Genomic DNA, 25974 nt, shown 5'->3' with positions numbered 1-25974 from the left:
CCTGTGAGATTTTGTCCGTCAGTAATTAAATTTTAGCTATCAATTAAACTAACCAAACAAGTCAAATGTATGAAATTTTACATTATGAAATTCTATAGTATTCTAGCCTATAGAAAAGAACCAAATAATCATTACCCTGTGATTAACTGCATAGGGATGAATCCGACATTACGGAAAAAGATAATTATGAGAATGAATTTAACATTTTGTTTATTGATCTCCGTATTTTTGCAACTGGGAATGGCTGCAAGTGCGCAAAGGGTAACTATTTCAGAAAGGCAGGCTTCTTTAGACAAGATTTTTAAAGAAATTAACAGGCAAACTGGGTATAATTTTCTTTATACAAATAAGCTTTTGAAGAACCTTAAGCCGATAACAATAGACGTGAAAAATATGTCTGTTGAAGAGCTTCTATTCAATTATTTGAAAGAACAACCAATTCACTTTTCAATTTTAGAAAAAAGCATTGTTGTAAAAGAAAGACCTGTAGTGCCATCGGAAATACAACAACTATCAATTGTGATTTCTGGTAAAGTAAGTGATGATACTGGGCCAATTTCGGGAGCAACTATAAGAATTAAAGGGCTAAATAGAGGTACAGTAACAGACCAGGATGGGCAATATAAAATTGAAGTTCCAGATGAAAATAGTGTTTTGCAATTTTCTTTTATGGGCTACGAAACTAAAGAACTTAGCGCTGGTTCTAATAAGATATTGAATGTTAAATTATTACAGAAGTCTTCCGACTTAAATGACCTTGTAGTGGTGGGCTACGGTAGCCAGAAAAGGATTAATTTAACTGGGGCTGTAGAACAAGTCGGTAAGGAATTACTAGAAAACAGACCCATTACAAGAGTATCTCAAGCACTACAAGGGCTTGTTGGAAACTTGAATATTTCAAGTAATACAAGTGGTGGTGCTCCCAACTCAACACAAAGTTTAAATATTAGGGGTTACACTGGTTTTGGTAGCAGAGGTAATCCATTATTGGTAATTGATGGTGTTCCTGGTGGTGATATCAATAGTATTAATCCTAATGATATAGAAAATATTAGCGTACTGAAAGATCAGGCTTCCTCAGCAATATATGGCGTTGATGGGGCATTTGGAGTAATTTTAATTAATACAAAACAAGGCAAAGCTGGTGCAAAACCTCAAATATCTTATAATAATAATATTTCTTATTCACAGTTAATCAATATCCCCAAACCAGTTGGATCGATTGAATATGTCAATATCTTTAATGAGGCGGCACTAAATGCTGGAAGTACTATTATTTATCCTCAGGAGCAAATAGACCGGGTAAATGCGTATTTGAATGGTTCGCTAAAAACTGAAACCCAGGCAAACGCAACAAATACCGACTGGAATAATGGCCAGCTGGGTAATGCCAATAATAACTGGTTTGATATCCTTTTTAAAAAATGGGGTAAGAGTCAACAACATAATATAGGAGTTAGCGGTGGCTCTACAGATATTAATTATTACATCGGCTTAGGTTACAATGATAAGGATGGAATGTATAGCTATGGTAACGATAGTTTTAAACGCTACAACTTTAGAGGGAATTTAGGTGCAACGGTTACCAATTGGATGAAGGTTAACATCCGATCTTCTTTTTCTAGATCGAATGCAGATTCCCCTTATGATTACCCCGCTCGCACGGGAGGTGGATTAAGTGGATATATGCACCAGGCTGCGAGAGTTGCTCCGGTAGTTCCGCTTTATAACCCTGATGGAAATTTAAGTAATTTCAGTGATCCAGCGTGGATGGGATCCGGAAGCCGCACCCTCGATAATGAGGATCAAACCGCGTTGACGGGTGAATTTGTATTAACTCCTTTAAAAGGGCTTAATGTAACTGGAAATTACACTATATTTATTTATAATAATGAATCTTCTTCTTTAGGTAAAACCTTCTACATCCCTAAACCTGATGGTTCACTTGCTACCTTTGGTGTAAATCCGAATACCTTTAGTCGGACTCTGGGTAAAACGAGCAATCAGCTCATTAATCTTTTTGCCTCTTATGAGCATAGTTTGGGACAACATAATTTCAAAATTTTAGGCGGCTATATTAAAAGGTTTAATGAGAGCCTTTCATTAACAGGATCTAATAGTAACTTATATACAGATAATTTACCTTCGCTTGCTTTAAGTTATAATGATAAACCAATAGTTAGTGATGCAATAGGTCAATATGCTACCGAAGGATATTTTACGCGGTTAAATTATAACTATAAGGAAAAATTTCTAATTGAGTTTGATGGTAGATATGATGCGACTTCCCGTTTTATTACAAATCGCTGGCAGTTTTATCCTGGTGTGTCTGCCGGATATGTGATCTCAAATGAATCGTTTTTTAGAACGATTAAAAATACCGTAAATATGTTGAAATTGAGGGCATCATATGGACAATCGGGTGATCAGGCAAGTTTTTCTCTTTATCCATTCTACGCTTCTCTAAATACAATAGCCCCCGCTGCTTCAAATTGGTTTTTTGGAAGTGGACGTCAGGCTTACGTGTCTGCACCAGGAGTGGTTAATCCAGATATTACCTGGCAAAAGCCAGTAATGCTTGATTTTGGTTTTGATACAGAACTCTTAAAAAATAAGTTATCGCTCTCTTTTGACTGGTATAGAAGAACAATGAAAGATATGGTTGTCGCTGCTGTTCCTGTTCCTGCTGTTTTTGGAGTTGCTGCCCCAAACATAAATGGTGGTGAACTGGAAACTACTGGATTTGAATTGACCGTAGGTTGGAAAGATCGTATTGGGCAGGTGAAATATGGAATAAAAGCTGTTTTAAGTGATTACTCTGGTAAAGTAATTAAGTATCCTAATACTACAAGAATACTAACAGATTATTACGAAGGTCAGACTTTAGGTAGTATATGGGGATATACCTCTACTGGTTTATATGATAGTAATCAATCTGCTTCGAGTGCTCTTCCAGCATCTTTTTGGGCAAGCACCTGGAAGGCAGGGGATGTAATTTACAAGGATCTTGATGGTAGTGGAAGAATTGATAATGGTAAAAATACAGCAGATAGCCCTGGCGACCTTAGTGTTATCGGAAACAACACACCAAGATATGCCTATAGCTTTAACATCGATTTATCTTGGAAAAACTTTGATTTTAATGCGTTTATTCAGGGTATTGGAAAAAGAGATGTATTCATTAACTCTAACTATTTCTTTGGGATAACGGGAGATCGTTTTCAAAGTTCATTCTTTGATATACATAGAGACAGATGGACTCCAGATAATCTGGAAGGATATTTCCCTAAATATTATATGAGTGCTGAAATGGCAAAGAATACTCAAGTTCAAACACGATATCTTCAGAATGGAGCGTATTTAAGATTCAAAAATGTTCAGTTAGGATACTCATTGCCAACCCAACTTATTAATAGATTCAAAATTAGCAAGTTTAGATTATATGCTTCTGTTGAAAATTTAGCCACGATAACTAAAATGGCGAAGTCAATAGATCCAGAGTTGGCAATAGGTGATGCAAAAATCTATCCGCTGCAACGAACATTTTCTTTTGGTGTAAATGTGTCGCTGTAAAAAGATTTATAAAAGATAAAACAATTAAGATGAAAAATATATTCATAATCATTTTAACAGCCTTTTGTGTTAGTACCGCACTAATAAGCTGTAAAAAACAGTCATTGGATTTGACTCCCCAAGATAAAATCACCGATGCAGAATTTTGGAAAACAACTAACGATCTTCAATTATATGCCAATGGATTTTACAACCGTATTTTACCATCATATAATGGTTTCAGTACACTAGGTATTTACGGTCAAGATGCTGATCAGGGCAGTGATAATATGATCTTAACCAGCAATTATAATAATGCAATCAATGGCGAGCGTACTGTGCCTGCCACCAGCGCGGATTGGTCCTTCACAGAATTAAGAAACGTAAATTATTTTTTAGCGAATTACAATAAGGTCGTCGCGACTCCTGCGGCAATCAATCCGTATGTAGGGGAAGCCTATTTTTTTAGGGCATGGATCTATTTTAATTTAATGAAAAATTATGGAAACTTACCCTGGATCAATAAGCCGCTTCTGCTATCAGATGAAAATTTAATCTATTCTAACAGGTTGGCAAGGAACATAATAGCTGATTCTATCATAAATGATTTGGATAAGGCCATTAGTCTCTTGCAAACTAGAAGTGCAGCTCAAGCTATGAGAATTAATAAAGAGATCGCCATGGCATTTCAATCCAGAGTTGCATTATACGAAGGCACCTGGGAAAAATACCATGCAGGTTCGGTGTTTGGGGTTAGCGGTTCTGATGGCGTAAAATATCTTCAGAAAGCTGCCCAGGTGTCTGAAGCGCTAATTAATTCTAATGTTTATCAATTGGATAATTCGGGCATAACTATGGGGTATTGGAAATTATTCAATCAAACCGATTATTCTGCAAGTAAGGAAATTATGTTTTGGCGAAAATATTCCATAACAGATAACCCATCATTTGGTCAGAATTGGATAATCACCATTAAAAGAGGTGGCGGACGTGGCCTGACGAAAAATCTTATTGATTACTATTTATGTACAGATGGCAAGCCCATTACTGGAAATGCGCTTTATAAAGGGGATGACCTGCTCTTGAATCTGGTTCAGAATCGCGACCCACGTTTAAATCAAACTATTTGTACTCCAGATGGACAGCACTTATTACTATCGGGCACACCTAGCGAAACATTCACCTTACCTGGTTTTTCTGGGGCAATTGCAGATAAAAATGCCACAGGTTATCAACTGTACAAGGGGCTGAATACAGACCCAATAATGCAGCAAAATATATCGAATGTTGGTTATACGGGCTTAATATTCTTTCGCTATGCTGAAGTATTGTTAAATTTTGCTGAAGCTAAAACTGAATTAGGAACAATAACGCAAAATGATGTAGATAAAAGTATCAAATTACTTCGCGATAGGGTAGGTATGCCAAATCTGACAATTGCTTCAATTACTGCCGATAGTAAATGGGATTTTCCGTTATTATCTCCAATTGTTAACGAGGTTCGAAGGGAGAGAAGAATTGAACTCGCTGCTGAAGGTTTTAGGAAGGATGATATTTTTAGATGGGCAGCAGCAGATGAACTTCTTGTAGGCTGGAAGCCAAAAGGAGCTAAAAGAGCGCAATGGGATAATTCTTTTACTTCTTCAATCCTAAGTGCTTATCCGATAGATGCAAATGGGTATATCGAATTGTATAAAAATGTTGGTGCAATGAGCGCAGGATATAAATTTAATTTAACCAGAGATTATTTATCGCCAGTTCCTCTTAATGAATTAACATTAAATAAAAATTTATTGCCTCAAAATCCAGGTTGGTAAATTTCATCTCCCCTGCATTTTGCAGGGGAATTCTAAACCTAAAGAATGCAAAATGTATAAACTATTTTTTACAATAATAATATTGCTGAACTGCATACTCCTGCGAGCTCAAATATCCAGTTTACCCATCCCTAATAAACAACAGCTTGCATGGCAAAAAGCAGAGTTTGGTGTCATATTTCATTACGATCTACATGTTTTCGACGAGCATAAATATTCTCAGGGTAGAAATAGGGTAATACCAATAAATAATTATGATATTTTTAATCCCACTAAAATAGATGTTGAGCAGTGGGTTTTGACAGCTAAAGCTGCGGGCGCAAAGTTTGCCCTATTAACCGCTACCCACGAAACAGGGTTTGCATTATTTCAATCAGCTTATAATCCATATAGTTTAAAGGCCGTTAAATGGGGTGATGGAAAAGGAGATTTAGTACGGGATTTTGTTGATGCTTGCCGAAAACATGGTTTAAAGCCTGGTATCTACTTAGGTATTCGATGGAATTCTTTTTTAGGTGTGCATGATTTTAAAGTAGATGGTGTTGGGGAGATGCAAAAAAACAGGCAAAAGTATTATAATGCCATGGTAGAGGGAATGGTTAAAGAAATATGTACTAATTACGGCCCATTGTTCGAAATATGGTTTGACGGTGGAGCGAGCAGTCCTGAAAAAGGGGCACCTGATGTTTTGCCAATTGTAAAAAAATATCAGCCTGATTGCCTGTTTTATCACAATGAGCAACTCGCAGAAGCACGTTGGGGTGGCTCAGAAAGTGGAACTATTGGATACCCATGTTGGTCGACTTTTACTTTCCGATCAACAGGTGCCGGAGAAAATGTTGGGGCAACAATTGCCGCAAACGGAAATGCTTTGTTAAAAAACGGCGATCCAAACGGGAAATATTGGGTTCCAGCGATGGCGGATGCCCCTTTGAGAGGTTACAATAATAGACATGAATGGTTTTGGGAGCCAGGAGATGATGAAAGCATTCATCCTTTAAATAATTTAATTGATATGTATTATGCTTCTGTTGGACGAAATTCTACTTTAATACTAGGTATAACACCTGATAATACTGGCCTTATTCCTCAGGCAGATGTAACAAGGTTAACAGAGTTTGGTGAGGAAATACGCCATCGTTTTGATAAACCAATAGCTAAGGTAAATGGGAAAGGACAAGTCTTAAATATGTTTTTGTCAAAACGTACTTTGGTCAACCAACTCTCAATAGCAGAGGATATTTCCAAAGGTGAAAAAGTAAGATCTTATCAAGTTGAAGCCAAAGTTAATGGTAAATGGCAACTTCTTTGTCGCGGAACTTCTATAGGAAACAGAAGGTTACAGGCTTTTAAAGAAGTTCTTACGAATCAAATTCGTTTATCAATAGATAAATCAATAGCTGAACCATTGATCCAAAGTTTAAAAGTCTATTATATATCATCGGATCAGACAATAAGAAATTAAATCATGTTTAAAACTAAGTTACTCCAGATTATCGGTATAATGCTAACCTTAAGTTTTCAGACAGCTAAGGCGCAAAATGATGTTGTAAAACCTAACATAATTTTCTTCTTAGTAGATGATATGGGCTGGCAGGATACTTCTGTCCCTTTTTGGAATAAAGCTACACCTGCTAATAAAAAGTTCTTTACTCCAAATATGGAGAGATTGGCCGCTAATGGGATGAAATTTACTCAAGCCTACGCGAACTCAATCTGCACTCCCTCGAGAGTAAGTCTGCTATCTGGTGCAAATGTTGCACGACACAATGTGACTAATTGGACAATGTTTAAAAACCAGTCGACTGATGCTGCTGGTGATACCTTACTTAAAGCTCCCGACTGGAACGTAAATGGCTTAAGTCCAATAAAGGGAATTGAAGGATCTTTTTATGCAACACCTTTCCCAGAAATACTAAACCAGAATGGTTATTATACAATTCACTGTGGAAAGGCTCATTTTGCTGCAGACAAAACACCTGGCGCAGATCCCTTGAACTTAGGATTTATTAAAAACATTGCTGGAAGTGCTGCAGGTAATCCAGCATCTTTTTTGTCAGAAAATAACTACGGCAATATTAAAGGACTGTATAATTTAAGAGCTGTACCTGGATTAGAAAAATACTGGGGTTCTGGGATATTTCTAACCGAGGCCCTGACTAAAGAGGCCATTTTGGCCATGGATACAGCTCGATTGAACAAAAAGCCATTCTTTCTCTATATGGCGCAATTTGCCGTTCATTTGCCTTATGACCAAGATAAAAGATTTTTGAAAAAATACACTGAAATGGGTTTAGCTCTACCAGAAGCTTCGTACGCAGCCCTTATAGAAGGCATGGATAAAAGTCTGGGTGATTTAATGGATTATTTGGAAACGAATAAACTTTCAAATAATACGATCATAATTTTTATGTCAGATAATGGTGGCTATTCCCATTCGCCACGCGAAGGAATTGATGATGCGCAGAATTTGCCCTTGAGGTCGGGAAAAGGTTCTCTTTACGAAGGTGGAATTAGAGAGCCAATGCTGATTCGATGGCCTGGGGTAACTAAACCTGGCACTGTATGTGAACAATATCTTGCTATTGAAGATTTTTTTCCAACAGTATTAGAAATGGCAGCAATTAAGAATTATAGCTCCGTTCAGCAAATAGATGGAAAAAGTATTATACCTTATATTAATGGAAAAAAAGATCCCAAAAGGGTATTAATATGGAATTTTCCAAATAAATGGGCGGGGGGAAAAAATGACAGAAATGTAAGCTGGACCTGTGCGGTAAGACGTGGTGACTGGAAGTTAATCTATTTTGAAGGATTGAAAACGCTTGAACTCTATAATATTAGGAATGATATTGGCGAGGTAAATGATCTATCGAAAAAATATCCCCAGAAAGTTAGACATCTAGCAAAAACGCTTACTTTAAAATTAAAACAAAGGAATGCAAAAATGCCTATAAATATCAAAAAAATGAACCCTGTTATTTTTCCAGATCAGATTTAGTATTAACCAGATTATTCCCATTAGATGGTTTGTTCAAGAACGATGTCAGGGTATCAAACTTTATTAAAGACTAACTCTAAATTCGACAGGTGTTTTTTGATAATGGATATTGAAAACAGTGCTGAAATATTTCTGACTGGTAAAGTCCTGTTTATCTGAGGTTTCCACTATGCCATGGATAACACCATTCAGTTTATTGACAACTTAATATCTAAGATCAAAAAATTGATGGACAAGGGATGGTTAAAAAATGGTTTGCGCAAGATGTAGCAGATGCAGAAACAGTTGAGTTATCATATATTCGACTGTCGAAGAGTTGACTTAAAAAACATTGTGGCTGGCATGCTACCAAAGCAAGGTGTTTATTCCAAAAAATGGAAAAGTAAAAATCTATAGATCAGGTCTGGGACGATTAACCATACTTCAGCAATTTATGGGTATGGCTCGAAGGGAAATGAACAGACAGGAGATGGTTTTTGATGCAACTATCGTGACTTGACGGGGCAAGGGCAATTATGGCAAAGAAGATATGATTACTGTTTGTTCCGATAATGATTATGGTAACAACAGAAGTTATTTATGCCTATCATTTAAATCGCCTAATGATGGGGAAATAATCTGATTAAGAATCAAACATACTAAACTAAAATGTTTTAAATAAAGTAAAATGATCAATAGGTCCGAGTTTTTAAAAGGGTTAGTGATTACTGTATTGCTATTCTCCTCAAATTATATTACGAATGCACAAACACGCAAGTCTCCCATAATGGGCTGGAGCGGCTGGAATAATTTCAGGATAAACATTAATGAAAAACTAATTCGACAGCAAGCCGATGCCATGGTTTCCTCTGGTTTATACGATGCAGGATACCGCTATTTAAATATCGATGACGGCTATTTTGGTGGACGGGATAAAGATGGAAAACTCTTCGAGGATCGACAGAAATTTCCATCTGGTATGAAAGTGCTCGCTGATTATATTCACAGCAAAAACCTTAAAGCTGGTATATATACTGATGCCGGAAAAAACACCTGCGGATCGATCTGGGACAATGATCCAAAAGGATTTGGAGTTGGTATTTACGGTCATACCCAACAGGATTGCAATCTTTTTTTCAAAGACTGGGGTTACGATTTTTTAAAAGTGGACTGGTGTGGCGCGGAAAAAATTAATTTAGATGAACAAACAGAATACCTTAAGATCATAAATACTGTAAAGGCGATCAATCCTCTCATTGTTTTCAACATCTGTCGATGGAAGTTCCCTGGTGAATGGGCGATAGAAAAAGCCGATTCATGGAGGATATCCGGAGATATCAGCGCCGATTTTTCTGTAATTTTATCAATTATAGATTTAAATGCAGCTCTCTATCGTTATTCTTCGTTAGGACATTATAACGACATGGATATGTTACAGGTCGGAAGGGGTATGAGTTTTGAAGAAGACAAAACACATTTTTCCATGTGGTGTATTATGAATTCCCCACTCCTTGCTGGTAATGATCTCAGAACGATGTCTAAACAGACTATCGATATTTTAACCAATAAAGAACTAATTGCTTTAAATCAGGATCCAGCATATAGTCAAGCACGAAGGGTTCTAACAGAAGGAAAAGTGGAAATCTGGTTAAAGTACGGTGAAGATGATAAGCCAAAAGCAATCGCGATCCTGAATCGTGGTAATGGGACAGCGAATTTTAAGCTCACAATAGATAAATTTCAGCTTAACAAAAACAGTTTTATAAGAGACCTTTGGTCCCATAAAAATCTTGGAAAAATAGGGAAAGGGAAGGAATTCATGATCCCTTCGCACGGCGTAGTGATATTGAAAATTATTTAGGGTTACAAGATTAGGGTAGCTTACTAGGGTTGGGACTTTAAGATCCGTTTGTTATTATGGTTAGCCATAATATTTACAGATATTTTTTTGAAATCGCAAAGTTACAACATCTATTAAAAAAGCTTTATTCATTTAAACCGATTTCAACAGAAAAAGATTGACAGTCTAATCAATCTAAGCTTTCAGAAAATACATACTCTTAGCCAGACATAATAATTAGGACGTAGTAAAAACACTAAAGAACGAACTAATTCAGCTCGTTTTGCAATATGGAGATGAAGGCACTAAAACTTATCAAGAAAGATATCGATGTGAAGAAATTTGCTAATTGATGAATTGTTGCCTGAGTAAAAATTTAATATAATTAAAAATGAAATTGAAAAATTACGCATTTGTGCTTTTACTTTTGAGCAGTAAAATATTGTTTGCTCAAAGCGGTATAAACATTGTACCTAAACCTGTAAGTTTAGAAGTTGGAACAGGTTATTTTAATCTAAATGATGAGACGAGTATTCATGTAGAGAATTCTAAAAAGGATTTAAAACCAGCCGCCATTTTTTTGTCGTCATATATAAGTCAGATATCTGCTTACTCGCCCAAAATTGCAGGCAAAGTAAATAATTCTATAATTTTGGCTTTGAAAGCAAATGAAACAATTGGCGATGAGGGTTATTTACTCAAAGTCACTCCATCAGAAATCAGGATTACTGCAAATACAAAGGCGGGTATTATTTATGGCTTGCAGTCACTTTTTCAAACACTACCACAAATTAGAACCAACGCAGATTTGCTTGTTCCGGCAATGACTATTACGGATTATCCTCGTTTTAAATGGCGAGGTATGCATCTAGATGTCAGCCGCCATTTTTTTTCGATAGAAATGGTTAAAGAGTATATTAATCTTCTGGCATCCTATAAGTTAAATACTTTTCACTGGCATCTGGTTGATGATCAGGGTTGGCAATTAGAGATTAAGAAATACCCAAAATTAACGAGTGTTGGTGCTTGGCGAGTCGATAAAACTGATTTGGCTTGGAGTGAAAGGCCACTGGCAAAAATAGGTGAGCCTGCTAACTATGGAGGCTATTATACTCAGGCTCAGGTTAAGGAAATTATAAAATTTGCTGCTGAAAGAAATGTTACTGTTGTGCCAGAAATTGAAATGCCTGGACATGTTGCGTCTGCTATTACTGCGTATCCTTTTTTAAGTTGCAATCAAATCCCTCAGTTTAATATTACGGGCGGCAATTATAAATATGCATCTTCAAATTATTGTGCCGGAAATGAAGAAACTTTTAAGTTTCTGGAAGACGTATTAGATGAGGTTATTGCTCTTTTTCCATCAAAATATATTCATCTAGGTGGTGATGAAGTGGATAAAACATCTTGGCAATATTGCCTAAAATGTCAGGCAAAAATCGCAGCGGAGAAGTTAAAGGATGTTGATGAGTTGCAAAGCTACTTTATGCAACGAATGGAAAAATACCTAATTAATAAAAACAAAAAAATGATTGGGTGGGATGAAATTTTAGAAGGTGGTCTTGCACCTGAAGCTACGGTAATGAGTTGGAGAGGAGAAAGAGGTGGAATTACAGCAGCAAAAATGAAACACGATGTTATTATGACGCCTGGAAACCCAGTTTATTTCGATCACTACCAGGCAGGCCCAGACGGTGAACCATTAGCTATAGGTGGTTTTAATAGCCTTAAAATGGTTTACAATTATGAGCCAATTCCAGCCGAATTGGATAAAACGGAAGAAAAATACGTTTTAGGGGCACAAGCAAATGTTTGGACGGAATATATCACAACACAATCGCAATTAGAATATATGGTTTTGCCAAGAATGCTGGCTTTATCTGAAGTGGTTTGGACCCCGAAAGAAAATAAAAACTGGGTCGATTTCAGTTCAAGATTAAATTATCATTTCCGTGGGTTTGAGCAAAAGGGGTTTAACTTTAGTAAAGGGAATTTTAAAGTTGCTATTAAAGCTATTCCAATGTTGGGCGAAGTTTTCGTTGAACTTTCCACTGATTCACCAAATAGTGAAATTTATTATTCATTAAACGGAAGTGCGCCCGATGCAACATCTAATAAATATTTGGGTCCTTTTTCAATTGACTCTACCCTCACGCTAACAGCAATAACCTTTATCAACGGGAAAAAAATGGGCAATAAAGCTGCCGAACAGCATTTCTCTATGCATAAGGCGGTTGGCAAAAATGTGATTTACAAATTTCCAGTAAGTAGATATTACCCAGCAGATGGACCAAATAGTTTGACCGATGGAGTCAGAGGAGGAAGTGCGGTAGGAAAGTATTGGCATGGGTTTAGCGGAACTGATGTGGTAGCAACTATTGATTTGGGCGAACCTAGAGAGATTAAAACCATTTCCTTAGGGGCTTTGCAGAATTTTAGTGACTGGATTTTTTTACCAAAAACAGTTTCGTTTCAAGTTTCTGATGATGGGATTAATTTTAAAGATATTGCCAAAGTTAACAATCCGATTTCGGTAGATCAAAAATGTGCTATATTTGATTTTAAAGCAGATTTCAAACCTTTAAAGGTAAAGTTTGTTCGGTTTGTTGCTGCAAATTTAGGTGCCGCACCGAAAAATCATCCTGGCGAGGGCAAACCAGTATGGATTTTTGTTGATGAATTCCTCGTGAATTAAATTAAAGTTGCCTTACAGATAAAACATTGAGTTAGCACAATGTTTCGTCTAAACGTAGGTTTTTTTAAAAGAATCTCCAGCGAAATTTTCATTCAATTAAAGGGGGAGTTTTGAAATTGTAACTCTGGTCAGCTAAGCAATGGTTTGGTGACCTAGGTATGCTTTATATTTTTAAAAAGTATACTAATTATATATTTTGTGAAAATAATATTTTCTTAAGACGGGGGGCAACATACTCCAATTACGCTGGCATAAACAAGTTATGCTAATAGTCTGTTTAAACTTTTGGCGCTTAGACTTGTTTAAAGTTCATCTCGGGAAGGACCGATTTGTTCAATTTGATAATATGGATGCTTCTGATAAAGCGTTTAATGGAAATGCCAGTGATAATTTAGCCAATGAATGGACCTTTCTGGCATGGATAAGAACAAGTATAGGTATGATCGGGTTCGGATTCGTGGTTGGGAAATTTTCACTCTTTGTCCACCAAATCGGATCTGCTTTAGGTAACCCACCATCTGGTACCGCAGTCAGGTTATTCCCATATCATTGGAATAATCTTGGTCGCTTTTGGCGGACTTACGATTGGATTTTCGTACTTGAGGTATAGCAATTTCAAAAAGCAGCTAGACAAACATGTTTATTATCACTCCAACACTTTTATTAAAATTACTACCTTGTTAATCACTATCGTTTGTATTGTTCTGCTGGTTTATTTATTGCAAAATAGATAATGCTAGTTTTTAGAGCTCCTTGTGAAAGCATCTGAGGGGAAATCTTATGCTTAGGTGGTTATTAAGTATCCGCTGCATGTGGTTTTTTACTATCGCTTACTCTGTTTTGGTACATCATAACTTATGGTTATCATCAATAGCAATTGCTGATAAAAACTTTTAACTATTCACTAGTAATTTTGGTTACCAATATAAGTCATTTATGAAAGATCAGCGCAATAACGAGTACAGCACCCCGATCCAATGGGCCACTACCATGGTTAGGGTGTCGCTGCTCTTTGTTCTTGCAGGCTGCATTGGTATAATGATATTGCTCGATCAGGAGGGAGAGATCGAGCTGCAGGGTGTAATGGGAGCAGTTGTCAATGGGAGAAAGGCTGAGGTGAAACCGCAAATATTGTCTAGCGTCGAGACAGGATGGATAGCGCCAGATACCTCATCGATTCCCTCTGGAAATGCTGGAGAACAGATCAGATATGGCCGCGAACTCATTGCCCATACTGCGGTATATTTAGGGCCTAAGGGCAGGGTTGGTAAGTTGAGCAATGGAATGAATTGCCAGAATTGTCATAATGATGCTGGTAGAAAAGCTTGGGCACTCAATTATTCAGCCGTAGCATCTACCTATCCGCAGTTTAAGGCCCGCTCCAATGAGGTAGTCTCTATTGCAGATCGCATAAACGGCTGTTTTCAGCGGAGTTTGAACGGAAAAAAACTGGATACCATGACTAAAGAAATGCAGGCGATGATTGCTTACATGAAATGGTTGGGGAAAGACGTTGCAAAGGGCGTCAAGCCCGAAAGAAATGCAGTTGAGAAGCTTCCTTTTATGGAACGGGCGGCAAGTCTACAAAACGGAAGAATTGCCTACAATAATCTCTGCATGAGCTGTCATGGAAAAAACGGGGAGGGGAAAATAAATGATTCTGGCAGCGAGTATGTCTTTCCCCCGCTTTGGGGACCGCACAGTTACAATGATGGCGCAGGCCTTTACCGCCTGAGCAATTTTGCTGGATTTGTTAAAAACAATATGCCCTTTGGATGCTCTTATGAGCATCCCATGCTCAGCGATGAAGAAGCCTGGGACCTCGCAGCCTTCGTCAACAGCCAGCCTCGACCGCATAAGGATCAGTCAACAGACTGGAAAGATGTCTCCAAGAAACCGTTTGATTTTCCATTCGGACCCTACACGGATAAATTTTCACAGGAGGCGCACAAATACGGCCCATTTAAACCCATTATCAAAAATCTATAAATACTAAAACCATGAAAAAAATCATTTATTTAATAATGTTGACCATAATTGCGACATTACCTAAAATAAAGGCACAGCAACCTGCAGGTTTCACAGGCGCAAAGCCAACACTTAAACATTATAATGCCCTTTACATCGTGAATACCGCCGATGAAAAACGAATAGCAGGGACATTAAGGAATATTAAAAATGCGTTGGAAGATCCCAGGTTGAAAGGGAAACTGACCGTTGAAATCATAGCATTCGGTGATGGGGTTAAACTCTTTGAAAAGACCGCTGCTTTTCAGGACAGGCTGCAACCACTCAAGGATGCTGGGGTAATCCTGGCGCAGTGTGAGAATACCATAAGGGAACGCAATATCAGCAAAGACCAACTATTGCCCATCATCTCCTACGTTCCCAGCGGCAACGGAGAAATCATCATCAGGCAGTATCAGGGATGGGCAACGGTACATCCTTAACCTAAAAACTTCTAATCATGAGATTATTAAAAAACATCTTCGCTCTTTTGATTTTCGGCGTTACCGCAAGCCATGCCGCGGCTCAGGAATACAGGTTCGACCCACCCTGGAACACGCCACCAGAAACCAATGTGAATTTTACGGTGCCTGGAATTGACAATATTCCAGATCTGTACGGCGACATAAACGATCCGCAACTGATCTTATTTTTTGCAGGTAACCAGTTTATGTGCATCGATGATCTGCTGGCGGCTTTCAAAAAAACCCATCCAAAATACCAGCGGATATTTGCAGAAACACTTCCTCCTGGGATCCTGGCTAAGCAGATTATTAATGGCAGCATCGTAATTGGAAATATGAGGATCTCGCTCAAGCCAGATGTCTATACCGCTGGTAAAAGCAGGATTGACCAGATGGCAGAGTATTTCTCTTCTACAAGGCTTTATGCCAAAAACCGACTCGCATTAATGGTGCAAAAAGGTAATCCCAAGAAGATCACACGCCTTGTAGATTTGGCTGATCCCACTTTACGAATCAGCATGCCCAATCCAGAATGGGAAGGCATAGGGAAAAGGATCGAAGAATCTTATGTCAAAGCTGGCGGCGAATCCTTAAAAAAAGTCATTATGGAAACCAAGTTTAGGGACAGTTCGACCTATCTCACCCAGATACATCACAGGCAAAGCCCAATGCGCATTCTCTATGGGAAAAGTGATGTTGCCCCAGTATGGTACTCGGAAGTCTTTTATCAAAAAATGATCGGCAATCCCGTGGAAATGGTCGAAATAACCCAGACGGAGAACATTGAGGCACAGTATATTGCTGGATTGATGAAAAGCGCTCCCCACCCGCAGGCAGCAAAAGATTTTATGGCATTCCTGACCAGTGATGCGGCCAAGCAAGTATACCGTAAATATGGTTTTATAACGGAATAAAAGAGGATAAGCGTGCTATTATTTATATCAGTATCTTCATGAATCCTTATCCCTTGAATCCTGTCAATAAAAAAAATAGAGGCATGAAAAAAATAATATGTGGTCCAGAAGGCCCATTTTTCCTATGAGGTAATCCACACAATTCTTCGCAGCTAAAACAGGCGACTCAGTGAAAGTAAGAGGCGTTCTGGAAAGCCAATGCCTTTCCATGGCCAAGCGGAATTCAGAACTCATACTCCGCGGTGCTAAATTTAACACCCAATTCAATCAGCATCATCTGGAAATAGTTGAGCTGAAAGGACACCTATCACAATGTCAGCGGCGAGTCTGGTCAGACAATCCCAAAAAGATTACAATTATAAAAGAGCTGGCCAATGCTGGAATTTACATGGTGTCAACGGTGCTGAATAATTGGGGCTCTGGGACGATATATCATGCAAAAAACCTGATTCCAGTGTTCATCCAATATCAGTCAGTCATTTGGCAATATCATCTAGGTATCGAAGCGAAAAAAAAGCATAACGCTTTGGATGCTGGGTGATCTATGCCTCCTGGCAAGAATGCCTTAAAAATGAGACCGAGTTGGTTGAGTTTTCCCTGGAACTTCAAACCTAAAGGGAAACGCCCATCGTGCTGGTGGTAAAGAGTACACATAAGAAAGGCTTTGTCATTATTAAGTTTCTGGAAAGTGAACCTGCTCACCAGGTTTTTTGGAAGTGGGATTGGCAATAGCCCCTTTTTATTTTATATTAGTTAAGTTATGTTCGATTTCAGATTAAAGGTGTTCTACACTGTAGCCAAAAGGCTCAATTTTACGAAGGCGGCGGCTGAGCTTTTTATCAGCCAGCCTGCAGTAACCAAGCATATCAAAGAACTGGAGGAATACTATCAGGTTACACTTTTTGAAAGGAGCGGGAACAGCAGGATTAGTTTGACAAAATCTGGAGCGCTGCTTTTGACCTATGCGGATAGGTTGTTGGGGATCTATCGTGAGCTGGAATTTGACATGAACCTGGGCTGCGAGCAACAATCCGGTGCAATCAGTATCGGGGCCAGCACAACTTTATCCCAGTACATCCTCCCTTCGTTGCTTGCGGATTTTCATCAGCGCTTTGAGGATATACGCATCAGTATGGTCAGCGGAAATACCGAAGATATTGAGCAGGCATTACTCGCCAGGGAAATAGAAATTGCCTTCATTGAGGGAATTTCTAAAAATCCCCAGCTACAATACACGCAGTTCTTAGAGGACGAAATCGTCCTGGTCTGCCCAAGCCATTTTACCAGATTCAAGGAGGAGTCCATAAGCTTGGAGCAGCTGAAGGATTATCCTTTGATTTTGAGGGAGCCCGGTTCAGGAACACTTGAGGTGATCTCCCACCAGTTAAAGAATAGTGGAGTCAGGCTAAATAAACTTCAGATCGAAATGCAACTTGGCAGTACCGAAGGTATTAAGAACTACCTTAATAAGAGAAGCTGTCTAGCGTTTATCTCCGTCCATGCTATTGTAAAAGAGCTCAGGGAAAAATCGCTCCGGATCATCGATATAGAGGAATTTGAGATTAAAAGACCATTGCAGCTGGCACACCTGCACGGGCAAGTTTCAGGTCTAGGTGCTCTGCTCATCAAAATGGCAGAAAAATATAGGCACGATATTTAACGTTTCTGTTTCGATAACTTTTGGTAATGCTCCATATTGAAAAGTGATTTCTAGAATAGTTTTTATTGTCTGACTTTTGGGATATCAATAAAACATGATAATGAACAAGCAAATCCCAAAACCGTCTGACCTTAATATATTCAGTAAATTTTTGGACAGGAGCGTTACCACGCGAGAAGTTATTTTTTTACTCGCGACAGTATTTTGTCTTTCTCCACTTATTTCTCCACCGATAGCACTCTTGATGGGACTTATCATCGCCCAGTTCATAGGCCACCCCTACCTGCACCTGAACCATAAGGCTACCCATATTCTACTTCAGGTTTCAGTAGTTGGACTGGGTTTCGGGATGAACGTTATAGGTGCCCTCGATGCAGGCAGAGAAGGAATTCTATTTACGATTGTCTCCATCATCGGGACATTGATTATTGGATATTTTATAGGCACTTTTTTTAAAATAGATAAAAAGAGTTCATACCTCATATCAGCAGGTACCGCCATTTGCGGTGGAAGCGCGATTGCAGCTATATCACCAATAATCAAAGCCAAGGAGAAACAAATCTCCGTTGCACTGGGAACAATTTTCATTCTCAATTCTGTGGCCTTGTTTGTCTTTCCAATTATTGGTCATGCGCTAAAGCTATCCCAAACCCAGTTCGGGCTGTGGAGCGCAATTGCTATTCACGATACCAGTTCCGTTGTAGGCGCAGCGAGTAAATATGGTGCCAAAGCTTTGGAAGTGGCCACGACCGTAAAACTAGCTCGTGCGCTTTGGATTATTCCAGTGGCTTTCCTATCAACCTTACTTTTTAAAAACAAAGACACCCGAGTAAAGATCCCCTGGTTTATCGCCCTTTTCGTTCTGGCCATGATAGCCAATACCTATATTCCCGTTGTTAGGGAGTATGGTCATTTTCTTACTGGTATTGCCAAAGCTGGCCTAACTTTGACTCTATTTCTCGTAGGATGTGGGTTGAACAGGAAGTTGCTCCTGACGGTTGGTTTTAGGCCTTTGGTGCAGGGGGTGATTTTATGGATAATAATTTCCGCTGCCGCTCTTTGGGTAATAACTTCAATCATAGCCTAATGTGTAAAACTTTTCCCATGCCTGTAAGTCTTCAAATTCGGACAAAAAGAAGGCCAGTGTGATTATTACTCAATAATAGTAGGTATCAATTAATCGAATTTTTATTTACGAAAGCATAATATTTAAGCTCTTGTTCGATAAACCAGAGTAGATTGACCCCATCTCACCATAAAAAAAAATGTTGTTAAGTTTTGTTTGCCTACAGGTTAGTAAAATGGCGGGAAGGTGTCAAACTATTGGTTTGAACACAAGCATGTGCTTAAAATATTGATCTGATCATATCCTCAAAGAGAATTCATAGTCATTGAGATAGTCTTCCAGGCTGTAATCCAAGGTGGGCCTGGTGGATATTTTTTTTGGTGTAATCCAGGATAATTAATTTTTTGTAGTCATTTTGGTGTCAAGCCATAGTTTATCGGGTTGGTTCAGGCTTTTTTTAATTTGTAATCTGGTCATTGCTCTCTGGTTAGTTGTTCTGGAAATGTTTTTACGTTTCTATTGGATGCTAAAGTGGATAGAGTGTTTAGAATATGAAAAATTTAGGAATGATGTGAATAAATCCAGAGGAAGATATTTTTTAAAAACTTTAAAATTATGTTACTTTAGCTAAGTTGTTCTTTGAACAAATATTTATACGCTCCAATATCTATGTCTAAATCAAAAGATTCAAGAAGGCTCTTCATTCTGGATGCCAGAAAGGGGAAATTTCCAGATTTAAACTTTCATGCGATTATCAAGTATCATTTTAATGCGGATGAAAGGGCGTATATTCTTGAGCGTCTGGGAAAAAAGTATTATAATATCGCTTACTGTACGCCTAAACCTGAAAGTCATGGTGAGATCAGAAAATACCCTTCGTTCTTAGAAAGTGGCAAATCATTAGTTTTCGAACTTCTATATTACCTCGAGCCGCTTAAGAAGCATGTTACGGACATCAATAATTACCTGGAGATTAATGCAGATTTTGAGCGTTTATTGCTTCTGAGTGATTATGATCACTGCCTCGATTTGCTTGATAAAATGGATGCGGACTGTGGCCATTCTCTTTACAGCATGCTGGCTGAGTATTATGTTAATGAAGTTTCAGGGAATTCTGCAGCAAATCAGGAGTTATTAAGAAGACTTACGGATGATAAAGTAAATGTTAAGCTGCTCATCATTATGAATCTCAGCAGGCATCGCATTGATAAAGCGGTTTCTAGTTTAGGTTATGAAGGAGCGATTGAGCAACATAAAAAATTGTATGATAAAACCGCCTCTGCCCATTATCTTGATTATTTGAGTGTCCGTTTTGATCACTTGGACTTTCCAGAACTTGAGCACTACGACTTTATATTAAATTTCGATTCTGATTTGTCTCTCATAGATCGTTATCAATCTCTAAAAAAATTACTGCCTTTAATCCTGAATGATGAGCGAATACCACAATCCGAAAAAATTGAATTCATCAATGCCTGTCATGAGTTTTCTTTGCTAGTTAAAGATAATTACTGGTTAAATTTTCAGGTGCTTTTTACTGGTGGAAATGGCCCGTTCACTGATCGCTCGGATTTTCATCTGATTCAGGATTTTTTGTTTGATGCTCAATATGGAAAGGTTGTCTTAAAATGCAGCAAGATACTCAAGGTGAATCCTCATTTCTCTGAACTTTATGTACCTTTTGTTCAGGCTTTAATTCAGGTCGGCGAGTCAGTTGAGCGATATTTTGATTCTAATCATGCGCTTTTTGATATTCTCGATCCCATGAAAGCTGTTCTTGAGAAACGCGATAGTTATTCAGCTGATAAAGAGAGACTACTCAAGAAGTTTTATGCAATTAGTCATCTGGATTTCTCTTTCCATATTTTAGAGTTTGTTTCCAATGAATTGAATATTTCGGTTAATCAGCCCATTCAATTGATATCTTTTCTGAATTCAAGTACTTTAAGGTATAATGCTTTTAAGCTTTTTAAAACAGAAGGACGATTGATCGAGGTGTTGAGGCTAAATCCTTACAAAACAGAAAGTTATCTATTGAGTCTGCTAGAAGGGAAAAAAAAGAAATCAATGTTTCAAAGTTATCTGGCTTTAAAGGTTGACGTCGGATTTTTGATCCGTAATGAATCGTTCGTGAAGGCCTTAGATCAGCTGCTGGTTATCTTTAAAGATAGATTTGCTTTTGAGCGTCTTTCTACTTTTATGCAAACCTGGGTAAGACGGAATTTAATACGTTGTTTGGTTAAACTTGAACGGTTTGGGGAAGCATCAGATGTTGTTGTGGATTCTTTTTTTGAACGGAATTTTGCATATGAGCATTATATTGATGAAAAGCTGTTTGAACAATTGTCTGATCCTTTTGAGGATAGCTTTTCTGATTTTATTTCTATACCCATTATGTTTGAGATCTATCATGTCGATTCAAACCGTATTTATGATGTGGTAGCGAACTTCTTAATTGCTAAAAATGTAAAGGTGCCTTCTGAATTGCTGCAAACGGGGATTGATCAGAATGATGTGGCTTTTAATTATTTTTTAGAGAAATGTTGCGTTAAAGAAAATTTAGAGGATTCTCCTTTTTTAGGCAGTCTTGCTGCCCTTGATGAGGAGCGAATTAAAATACTAAATTATTTAAAACAGGTTAATCCGACAAAAAATGAATTGTTTAACCGGGAAATCAGGGGGATTACGCAGGAGACAAGTATTCGGCAGGGTTTACTTCAAATCCATGAGAGCAGGATATATATTGATGATCAGAATATTTTAAAGGTTTATAATACGCAGTTGCATGAACTTTTTGATTCCTATATCGCTTTGACTAATGTGAAATTGAATCCTGCTGTGATGCTGCTTGATCAAAATTTTACCCAGCCTAACGGCGAGCAGGTGGCATATTACTTTAAGGAGCCGGTTTCCGATGAAGCGTTACTGGAGTATGATTATTTGCATGATTACTCCTGGGATGGAAATGTAGTGGAGGTTCCTGAGTTACGCTATCAGTATTTTGTAGCAATATTTAATTTATTAAAGGAGTTGTTTGTTAATGATGAGGATTATGGCTTTAAGAGTTTTTTGAGTATGCGCATCCGTCACGGTACTTTTACGAATGTATTGAGGATGGTGTTCGAAAAGCACAATCTAATCAGCTCTAAGGATAGTAATTCAGATTTATACCAGGATATCAGGACTTGGTCAGAATTGATCTCCTCTTCAAAGGAAAAGTCTGATGAGTTGCAAATCTTGCTTAAGGAGTTCTCTACGCAGATTGATTTGAACATTGAAAAGGGATTGAGCTGGTTGGTTATCCGGGGTAAGGGGGATGAAAACAGTACTGGTTATTTCGACTTTGATTTCTCCCAGGAAGAAATTTATGCTTTATTTAGGAACAGAATTGGTCGAATTGATGATTTTAAAGTCCTCCAGGAAACAATTTTACAGGTCGTGTTCGAGCGTCTGGAAAAATGTCTTGCTCTCTTGCGTCAGGATATTTCTACTGTTTTCGTAAACTCCTTTGTTTCATTGATGGATGAACTCCAAAGCAGGGTTGAGGTTTTAAAGTTAAAGCCAGGAGAAAATGCCGCCCTTACCCAGACGATCGTAGATTGCAGGACAGAGATTCAGTCTATTATCTCTCAAATCGAAAATTGGTTCCGTATTTCTAAGAATAAATATATTGAGGAGTTCCCTATTAACCTAATCCTGGAGACAATTTATAAATACATCAATTCCATTTATGCTAATGCTTTGGATATCGCGATTTTGCACACTGATGTGAAAGGGGGCCATAATATTAAGGGTAAATATTTTGAGGCTTTCGGAGATATTTTTAGTAATATTTTTGACAATATAGTTGGTAAAAATAAAGAGCTTAAAGAGCATTTGCGGGTAAATGTGGAAATCGAAGAATTGCATGGGCAGCTTCGTATTCAGATTTCAAATAATCTGGCCGAAAATATTGTTATCAGTGACTTGCTTGACGAGATTGAGAAGGCAAAGATTAAAATAAAAAATTATCAGAATGGTTCTGATGTCAGTTATGAGCGGGGCTCAGGCTATGTTAAGCTTTGTAAATCAATAGCGGTGGATCTTCAGCGCAAAAATTATAGTATTCTTCCTGAGTATGAGGATGGCTGCTTTATCGTTACCATATCTTTTGAAACCGAAAATTTATTCTCATGAAAGGACTTTTAATTGAAGATGATCCGTCTAAAGCCAAAAAAATTCAGGAATGGATTAATGTTCATTTTGAATTCATTAGCCTAAAGCTGGAAGGTTCTTATCAGACTGGGCTGAATGCAATATTTAATTCTGATTATGATTTTATCTTGTTAGATATGAGTTTGTCTAATTATGATCAGACCAAGGGGAGTTTTTCGGGTAAACCTAAGATGTTTGGCGGAAGTGATATTCTTAAAGAGATGCGCCGGTATGGCAAAAAATCTATTGTGAAGGTGATCACACAGTATAATGAATTTGATGGCGGGCTGATTTCAATGGCGGAGTTGGATCAAACTCTAAAGAAGAAGTATCCTGATTTATATGATGGCTATATTGTCTTTATTGCCAAGCAAACCGCCTGGGAGGTTAGCCTTCGTGAGTTTATCAATTCAATTAGAAAATGAATTTTCTAATTGTCGATGATGATGATATCAAGATTGCAAAAATCCGCCAGGTAATTGAGGGATGTGCAAGTGGCTTATCGGCGCATATTGTCGTTCAGCAGACGGTTTCTGATGCTGTAAATTTCTTGCTGTATGGGCCAGTAGTGGATATTATGATTTTGGATTTGAATTTACCAATTCGAAAACAGACCGAGGTAAAGGCCTTATCTGGTTTAAAGATTATCACTGAAATAAATAGACGACCTGGCATGGTCAGGCCTGCTCATATTATTGGTTTAACTGGGCACATCCCACCACCTTCGTCTGCAGAACAATTCTTTAAGGATGAGGGTTGGGTGCTTATTGGTTACGATCCTAAGGAGACGGATTGGGAGGTGACTGTTCAAAATAAGATCTTTTATATCGGTGAAAAAAGGGGCGTTGCTCTTTCTTTGGAGAAAAAAGGTATTTTGTATTTAGCCGCCACGCCTGCTGATGGACGTGTGATTATGCTGGCAAAAGAAGAACGCCGAATTTCTGAAACCTTGCGTATGTCTACTCATCGGGCGGATTATAGTTTAACGACCAGGCAGGGTTGTACTTTAGGCACGATGACTGCGGGGCTTATGGCGGAATCTCCTGTTATTTTGCATTTCAGTGGTCATGGGGATGGTGAGGGGATTGCGCTGGAAGATGAGGAGGGAAATATGCAGTATGTTTCTTCTGATACTTTGCACAAACTTTTCACCCAATTTGCAAAAGATGTTCAATGTATCATTTTAGGTTCTTGTTATTCAGCCGATCAAGCGGCTTTGCTTTCGAAAGATGGGGTTTACGTAATTGGGATGCAGGATTCTATTTCTGTTGGGATTTGTGAGGAATTTGCGGTTGGTTTCTATCAGGCTTTGGGAGAGAGGCAGGATATCCGCTCATGTTTTGCTCTTGGCAAAATTATGGCTAAAGCGAAATTTGAAGAGAGTGAAGATGTCCCGCAGTTGTGGTATAAGGGGATATTACTTGAATGACCAGTATTCGGCGAGTTTAAGCAGGTTTCGTTCAGATGGTTCTAAATTGAAGTTAATAAGCTGAAAAATATCGTTAATTAAGGGCGCGGTAGATGAGAAGTAACCATGACCTAGAAATGAGGTATCTGTTTTGCTTGCATCTATGGTATCGAGGCCTTCTAGGCAGGTGATGAGCTCGCCAGATTCTCCAAGGCGAAGCATAGAGCTGTGAATTTTTCTAGAGGTTTGAAGCGCCCTATCTCCCGATGATGCATATAGCGTAATGCGCTTTGTGCTAGGGATGATTTTAGCTGCTATTTCTTTTAAAAACACTTGTGCATCGATGTCTGGTGCGGCGAGAATAATTTGATCGAATTTTTTATCAGTAAAAAAGCCTTCACTATGTAGGCTCATTATGGCATTAGAGAGTGCGCGGTTGCCCATGCTGTGTGCAATCAAATGAATTTTTTTCAGTGCTGTTTTCTCATAAAGGTCCTTTAAAAATCCTGCTATGCTGCTAGTGGTATATTGAACGCTTTCTTCATCGTGTGGATAGTTCAAAACTGTATCTGCTGATGGCCAGCTATAGGTTATGGGAATTCCTTTGAATCCTAAGTCATAAGCCATTTGAGCGGTTCTGTATACGGCATCATTAAAACTGGTGTTATAGCCATGAATAAAGACGAAGGCCGCGTTTTCCTCATCAATACTATTTTTTGTAATGTAGTCAAAGAATATGGACGAATCCTGTTCTTCCAGTTTGATAATCATTACGTGTTTGTCTTCATTTTCCTTAAATTCAAATTTCCACCATTCTGGTCTTGGTATTTCTCCTAACTTTTTTCTTTTTGGAATATTGACAGTACAGGTGCCATAATGAAGTTCAGCTCTTTGGTTGCCGTAATTTCCTTTTCCTTTTATTTTGTTGCGGTCTGTAGCGTAGCAGACTTCTATTTCTGCGTTTACGGCTTGTTGGGTTTTAACAATTCCTTTTTCTTCCATGCCATCTATTGGAATCTGTTTGCTGGAATTTACCCAAAAATCACTCATTTCCAGCTCTGCCTGATTGATAATTCTGTGGAAACTACGGGGCTTGATTTTAAAAGTTCGCTCTGCAGTATCTTTATTAAGTATTTCTAGTGTCTGAATGTATGAGCCTCTTTCTGGATGGTTTAACAGCAGGGTTGCGGATGAACCTTTTTTTCCACTAATGCCTAATGTAATTTCGAAGGCTTCTTCGTCCCATTCATAGATAATCTGGTGAGAAAAGATGCCTTCTGTTATGGTGGTTCCTAATTCAAAAAGTTGGCTGTTAATGGAAAGTTGCGCGCTGAGCTCACCACTGAAAATCAGAGAGATGGTTAATTGGATTGACAT

Annotated in this window: 17 protein-coding genes; 16 read left to right on the top strand and 1 reads right to left on the bottom strand. The window is 38.2% G+C overall.

Annotated elements, in window-relative coordinates; all coding sequences use genetic code 11:
* Positions 1-192: 192 nt before the first annotated feature.
* The 16 genes from ACZZZI_RS22530 to ACZZZI_RS22455 all read left to right on the top strand — a co-directional run bounded on the left by ACZZZI_RS22530 (position 193) and on the right by ACZZZI_RS22455 (position 24618).
* Positions 193-3573, top strand: a complete 3381-nt coding sequence (locus ACZZZI_RS22530; protein WP_463491610.1) for a TonB-dependent receptor — start codon at positions 193-195, stop codon at positions 3571-3573.
* Between the two features lie 29 nt (positions 3574-3602).
* Entirely contained in the window at positions 3603-5369 is a 1767-nt protein-coding gene (locus ACZZZI_RS22525; protein WP_463491608.1) for a RagB/SusD family nutrient uptake outer membrane protein, read from the top strand.
* 52 nt (positions 5370-5421) lie between these two features.
* The gene (locus ACZZZI_RS22520) at positions 5422-6834 is read left to right on the top strand and encodes an alpha-L-fucosidase (RefSeq protein ID WP_463491606.1); all 1413 of its coding nucleotides are present in this window, start codon (positions 5422-5424) and stop codon (positions 6832-6834) included.
* A gap of 3 nt (positions 6835-6837) precedes the next feature.
* The gene (locus tag ACZZZI_RS22515) at positions 6838-8370 is read left to right on the top strand and encodes a sulfatase (protein ID WP_463491604.1); all 1533 of its coding nucleotides are present in this window, start codon (positions 6838-6840) and stop codon (positions 8368-8370) included.
* Between the two features lie 667 nt (positions 8371-9037).
* A complete protein-coding gene (locus ACZZZI_RS22510; protein ID WP_463491602.1) occupies positions 9038-10210 on the top strand; it encodes a glycoside hydrolase family 27 protein in 1173 nt (390 codons plus the stop codon).
* 370 nt (positions 10211-10580) lie between these two features.
* Positions 10581-12884 carry a glycoside hydrolase family 20 protein gene (locus tag ACZZZI_RS22505; RefSeq protein ID WP_463491600.1) on the top strand — a complete coding sequence of 768 codons (2304 nt, stop codon included), beginning with the start codon at positions 10581-10583 and terminating at the stop codon, positions 12882-12884.
* 262 nt (positions 12885-13146) lie between these two features.
* On the top strand, positions 13147-13494 hold the full coding sequence (locus ACZZZI_RS22500; protein WP_463491598.1) for a YidH family protein: 348 nt from the start codon (positions 13147-13149) through the stop codon (positions 13492-13494).
* A gap of 326 nt (positions 13495-13820) precedes the next feature.
* On the top strand, positions 13821-14873 hold the full coding sequence (locus tag ACZZZI_RS22495; RefSeq protein ID WP_463491596.1) for a c-type cytochrome: 1053 nt from the start codon (positions 13821-13823) through the stop codon (positions 14871-14873).
* 11 nt (positions 14874-14884) lie between these two features.
* Entirely contained in the window at positions 14885-15334 is a 450-nt protein-coding gene (locus tag ACZZZI_RS22490) for a DsrE family protein (RefSeq protein ID WP_463491594.1), read from the top strand.
* Between the two features lie 17 nt (positions 15335-15351).
* Positions 15352-16269, top strand: a complete 918-nt coding sequence (locus ACZZZI_RS22485; RefSeq protein WP_463491592.1) for a molybdate ABC transporter substrate-binding protein — start codon at positions 15352-15354, stop codon at positions 16267-16269.
* A gap of 169 nt (positions 16270-16438) precedes the next feature.
* Entirely contained in the window at positions 16439-16810 is a 372-nt protein-coding gene (locus tag ACZZZI_RS22480) for a hypothetical protein (RefSeq protein ID WP_463491590.1), read from the top strand.
* Between the two features lie 219 nt (positions 16811-17029).
* On the top strand, positions 17030-17929 hold the full coding sequence (locus ACZZZI_RS22475; protein ID WP_463491588.1) for a LysR family transcriptional regulator: 900 nt from the start codon (positions 17030-17032) through the stop codon (positions 17927-17929).
* 100 nt (positions 17930-18029) lie between these two features.
* Positions 18030-19016: a YeiH family protein gene (locus tag ACZZZI_RS22470; RefSeq protein ID WP_463491586.1), complete on the top strand. Its 987-nt coding sequence runs from the start codon at positions 18030-18032 to the stop codon at positions 19014-19016.
* A 1008-nt stretch (positions 19017-20024) separates the two neighbouring features.
* Complete coding sequence (locus ACZZZI_RS22465; protein ID WP_463491584.1) at positions 20025-23171, top strand: hypothetical protein; 3147 nt, start codon at positions 20025-20027, stop codon at positions 23169-23171.
* Complete coding sequence (locus ACZZZI_RS22460) at positions 23168-23614, top strand: response regulator (RefSeq protein WP_463491582.1); 447 nt, start codon at positions 23168-23170, stop codon at positions 23612-23614. The genes ACZZZI_RS22465 and ACZZZI_RS22460 overlap by 4 nt, the downstream gene beginning before the upstream one ends.
* Entirely contained in the window at positions 23611-24618 is a 1008-nt protein-coding gene (locus ACZZZI_RS22455) for a CHAT domain-containing protein (protein WP_463491580.1), read from the top strand. The genes ACZZZI_RS22460 and ACZZZI_RS22455 overlap by 4 nt, the downstream gene beginning before the upstream one ends.
* Here the strand turns inward: ACZZZI_RS22455 and ACZZZI_RS22450 are convergent.
* Positions 24607-25974, bottom strand: coding sequence for an alpha/beta hydrolase (locus tag ACZZZI_RS22450; RefSeq protein ID WP_463491578.1), 1368 nt, complete (start codon positions 25972-25974; stop codon positions 24607-24609). The two genes, ACZZZI_RS22455 and ACZZZI_RS22450, sit on opposite strands and share 12 nt — an antisense overlap.

The sequence above is a fragment of the Pedobacter sp. AC190 genome, assembly GCF_979258025.1.
The sequence above is the reverse complement of the archived record's forward strand: the minus strand, read 5'-3'. Positions and strand labels throughout refer to the sequence as shown.

Bases quoted from the DNA above. Each gene is read 5' to 3' on its own strand.
- ACZZZI_RS22530 (WP_463491610.1), top strand. From the start codon at position 193: ATGAATTTAACATTTTGTTTATTGATCTCCGTATTTTTGCAACTGGGA.
- ACZZZI_RS22525 (WP_463491608.1), top strand. From the start codon at position 3,603: ATGAAAAATATATTCATAATCATTTTAACAGCCTTTTGTGTTAGTACC.
- ACZZZI_RS22520 (WP_463491606.1), top strand. From the start codon at position 5,422: ATGTATAAACTATTTTTTACAATAATAATATTGCTGAACTGCATACTC.
- ACZZZI_RS22515 (WP_463491604.1), top strand. From the start codon at position 6,838: ATGTTTAAAACTAAGTTACTCCAGATTATCGGTATAATGCTAACCTTA.
- ACZZZI_RS22510 (WP_463491602.1), top strand. From the start codon at position 9,038: ATGATCAATAGGTCCGAGTTTTTAAAAGGGTTAGTGATTACTGTATTG.
- ACZZZI_RS22505 (WP_463491600.1), top strand. From the start codon at position 10,581: ATGAAATTGAAAAATTACGCATTTGTGCTTTTACTTTTGAGCAGTAAA.
- ACZZZI_RS22500 (WP_463491598.1), top strand. From the start codon at position 13,147: ATGCTAATAGTCTGTTTAAACTTTTGGCGCTTAGACTTGTTTAAAGTT.
- ACZZZI_RS22495 (WP_463491596.1), top strand. From the start codon at position 13,821: ATGAAAGATCAGCGCAATAACGAGTACAGCACCCCGATCCAATGGGCC.
- ACZZZI_RS22490 (WP_463491594.1), top strand. From the start codon at position 14,885: ATGAAAAAAATCATTTATTTAATAATGTTGACCATAATTGCGACATTA.
- ACZZZI_RS22485 (WP_463491592.1), top strand. From the start codon at position 15,352: ATGAGATTATTAAAAAACATCTTCGCTCTTTTGATTTTCGGCGTTACC.
- ACZZZI_RS22475 (WP_463491588.1), top strand. From the start codon at position 17,030: ATGTTCGATTTCAGATTAAAGGTGTTCTACACTGTAGCCAAAAGGCTC.
- ACZZZI_RS22470 (WP_463491586.1), top strand. From the start codon at position 18,030: ATGAACAAGCAAATCCCAAAACCGTCTGACCTTAATATATTCAGTAAA.
- ACZZZI_RS22460 (WP_463491582.1), top strand. From the start codon at position 23,168: ATGAAAGGACTTTTAATTGAAGATGATCCGTCTAAAGCCAAAAAAATT.
- ACZZZI_RS22455 (WP_463491580.1), top strand. From the start codon at position 23,611: ATGAATTTTCTAATTGTCGATGATGATGATATCAAGATTGCAAAAATC.
- ACZZZI_RS22450 (WP_463491578.1), bottom strand. From the start codon at position 25,974: ATGTCAATCCAATTAACCATCTCTCTGATTTTCAGTGGTGAGCTCAGC.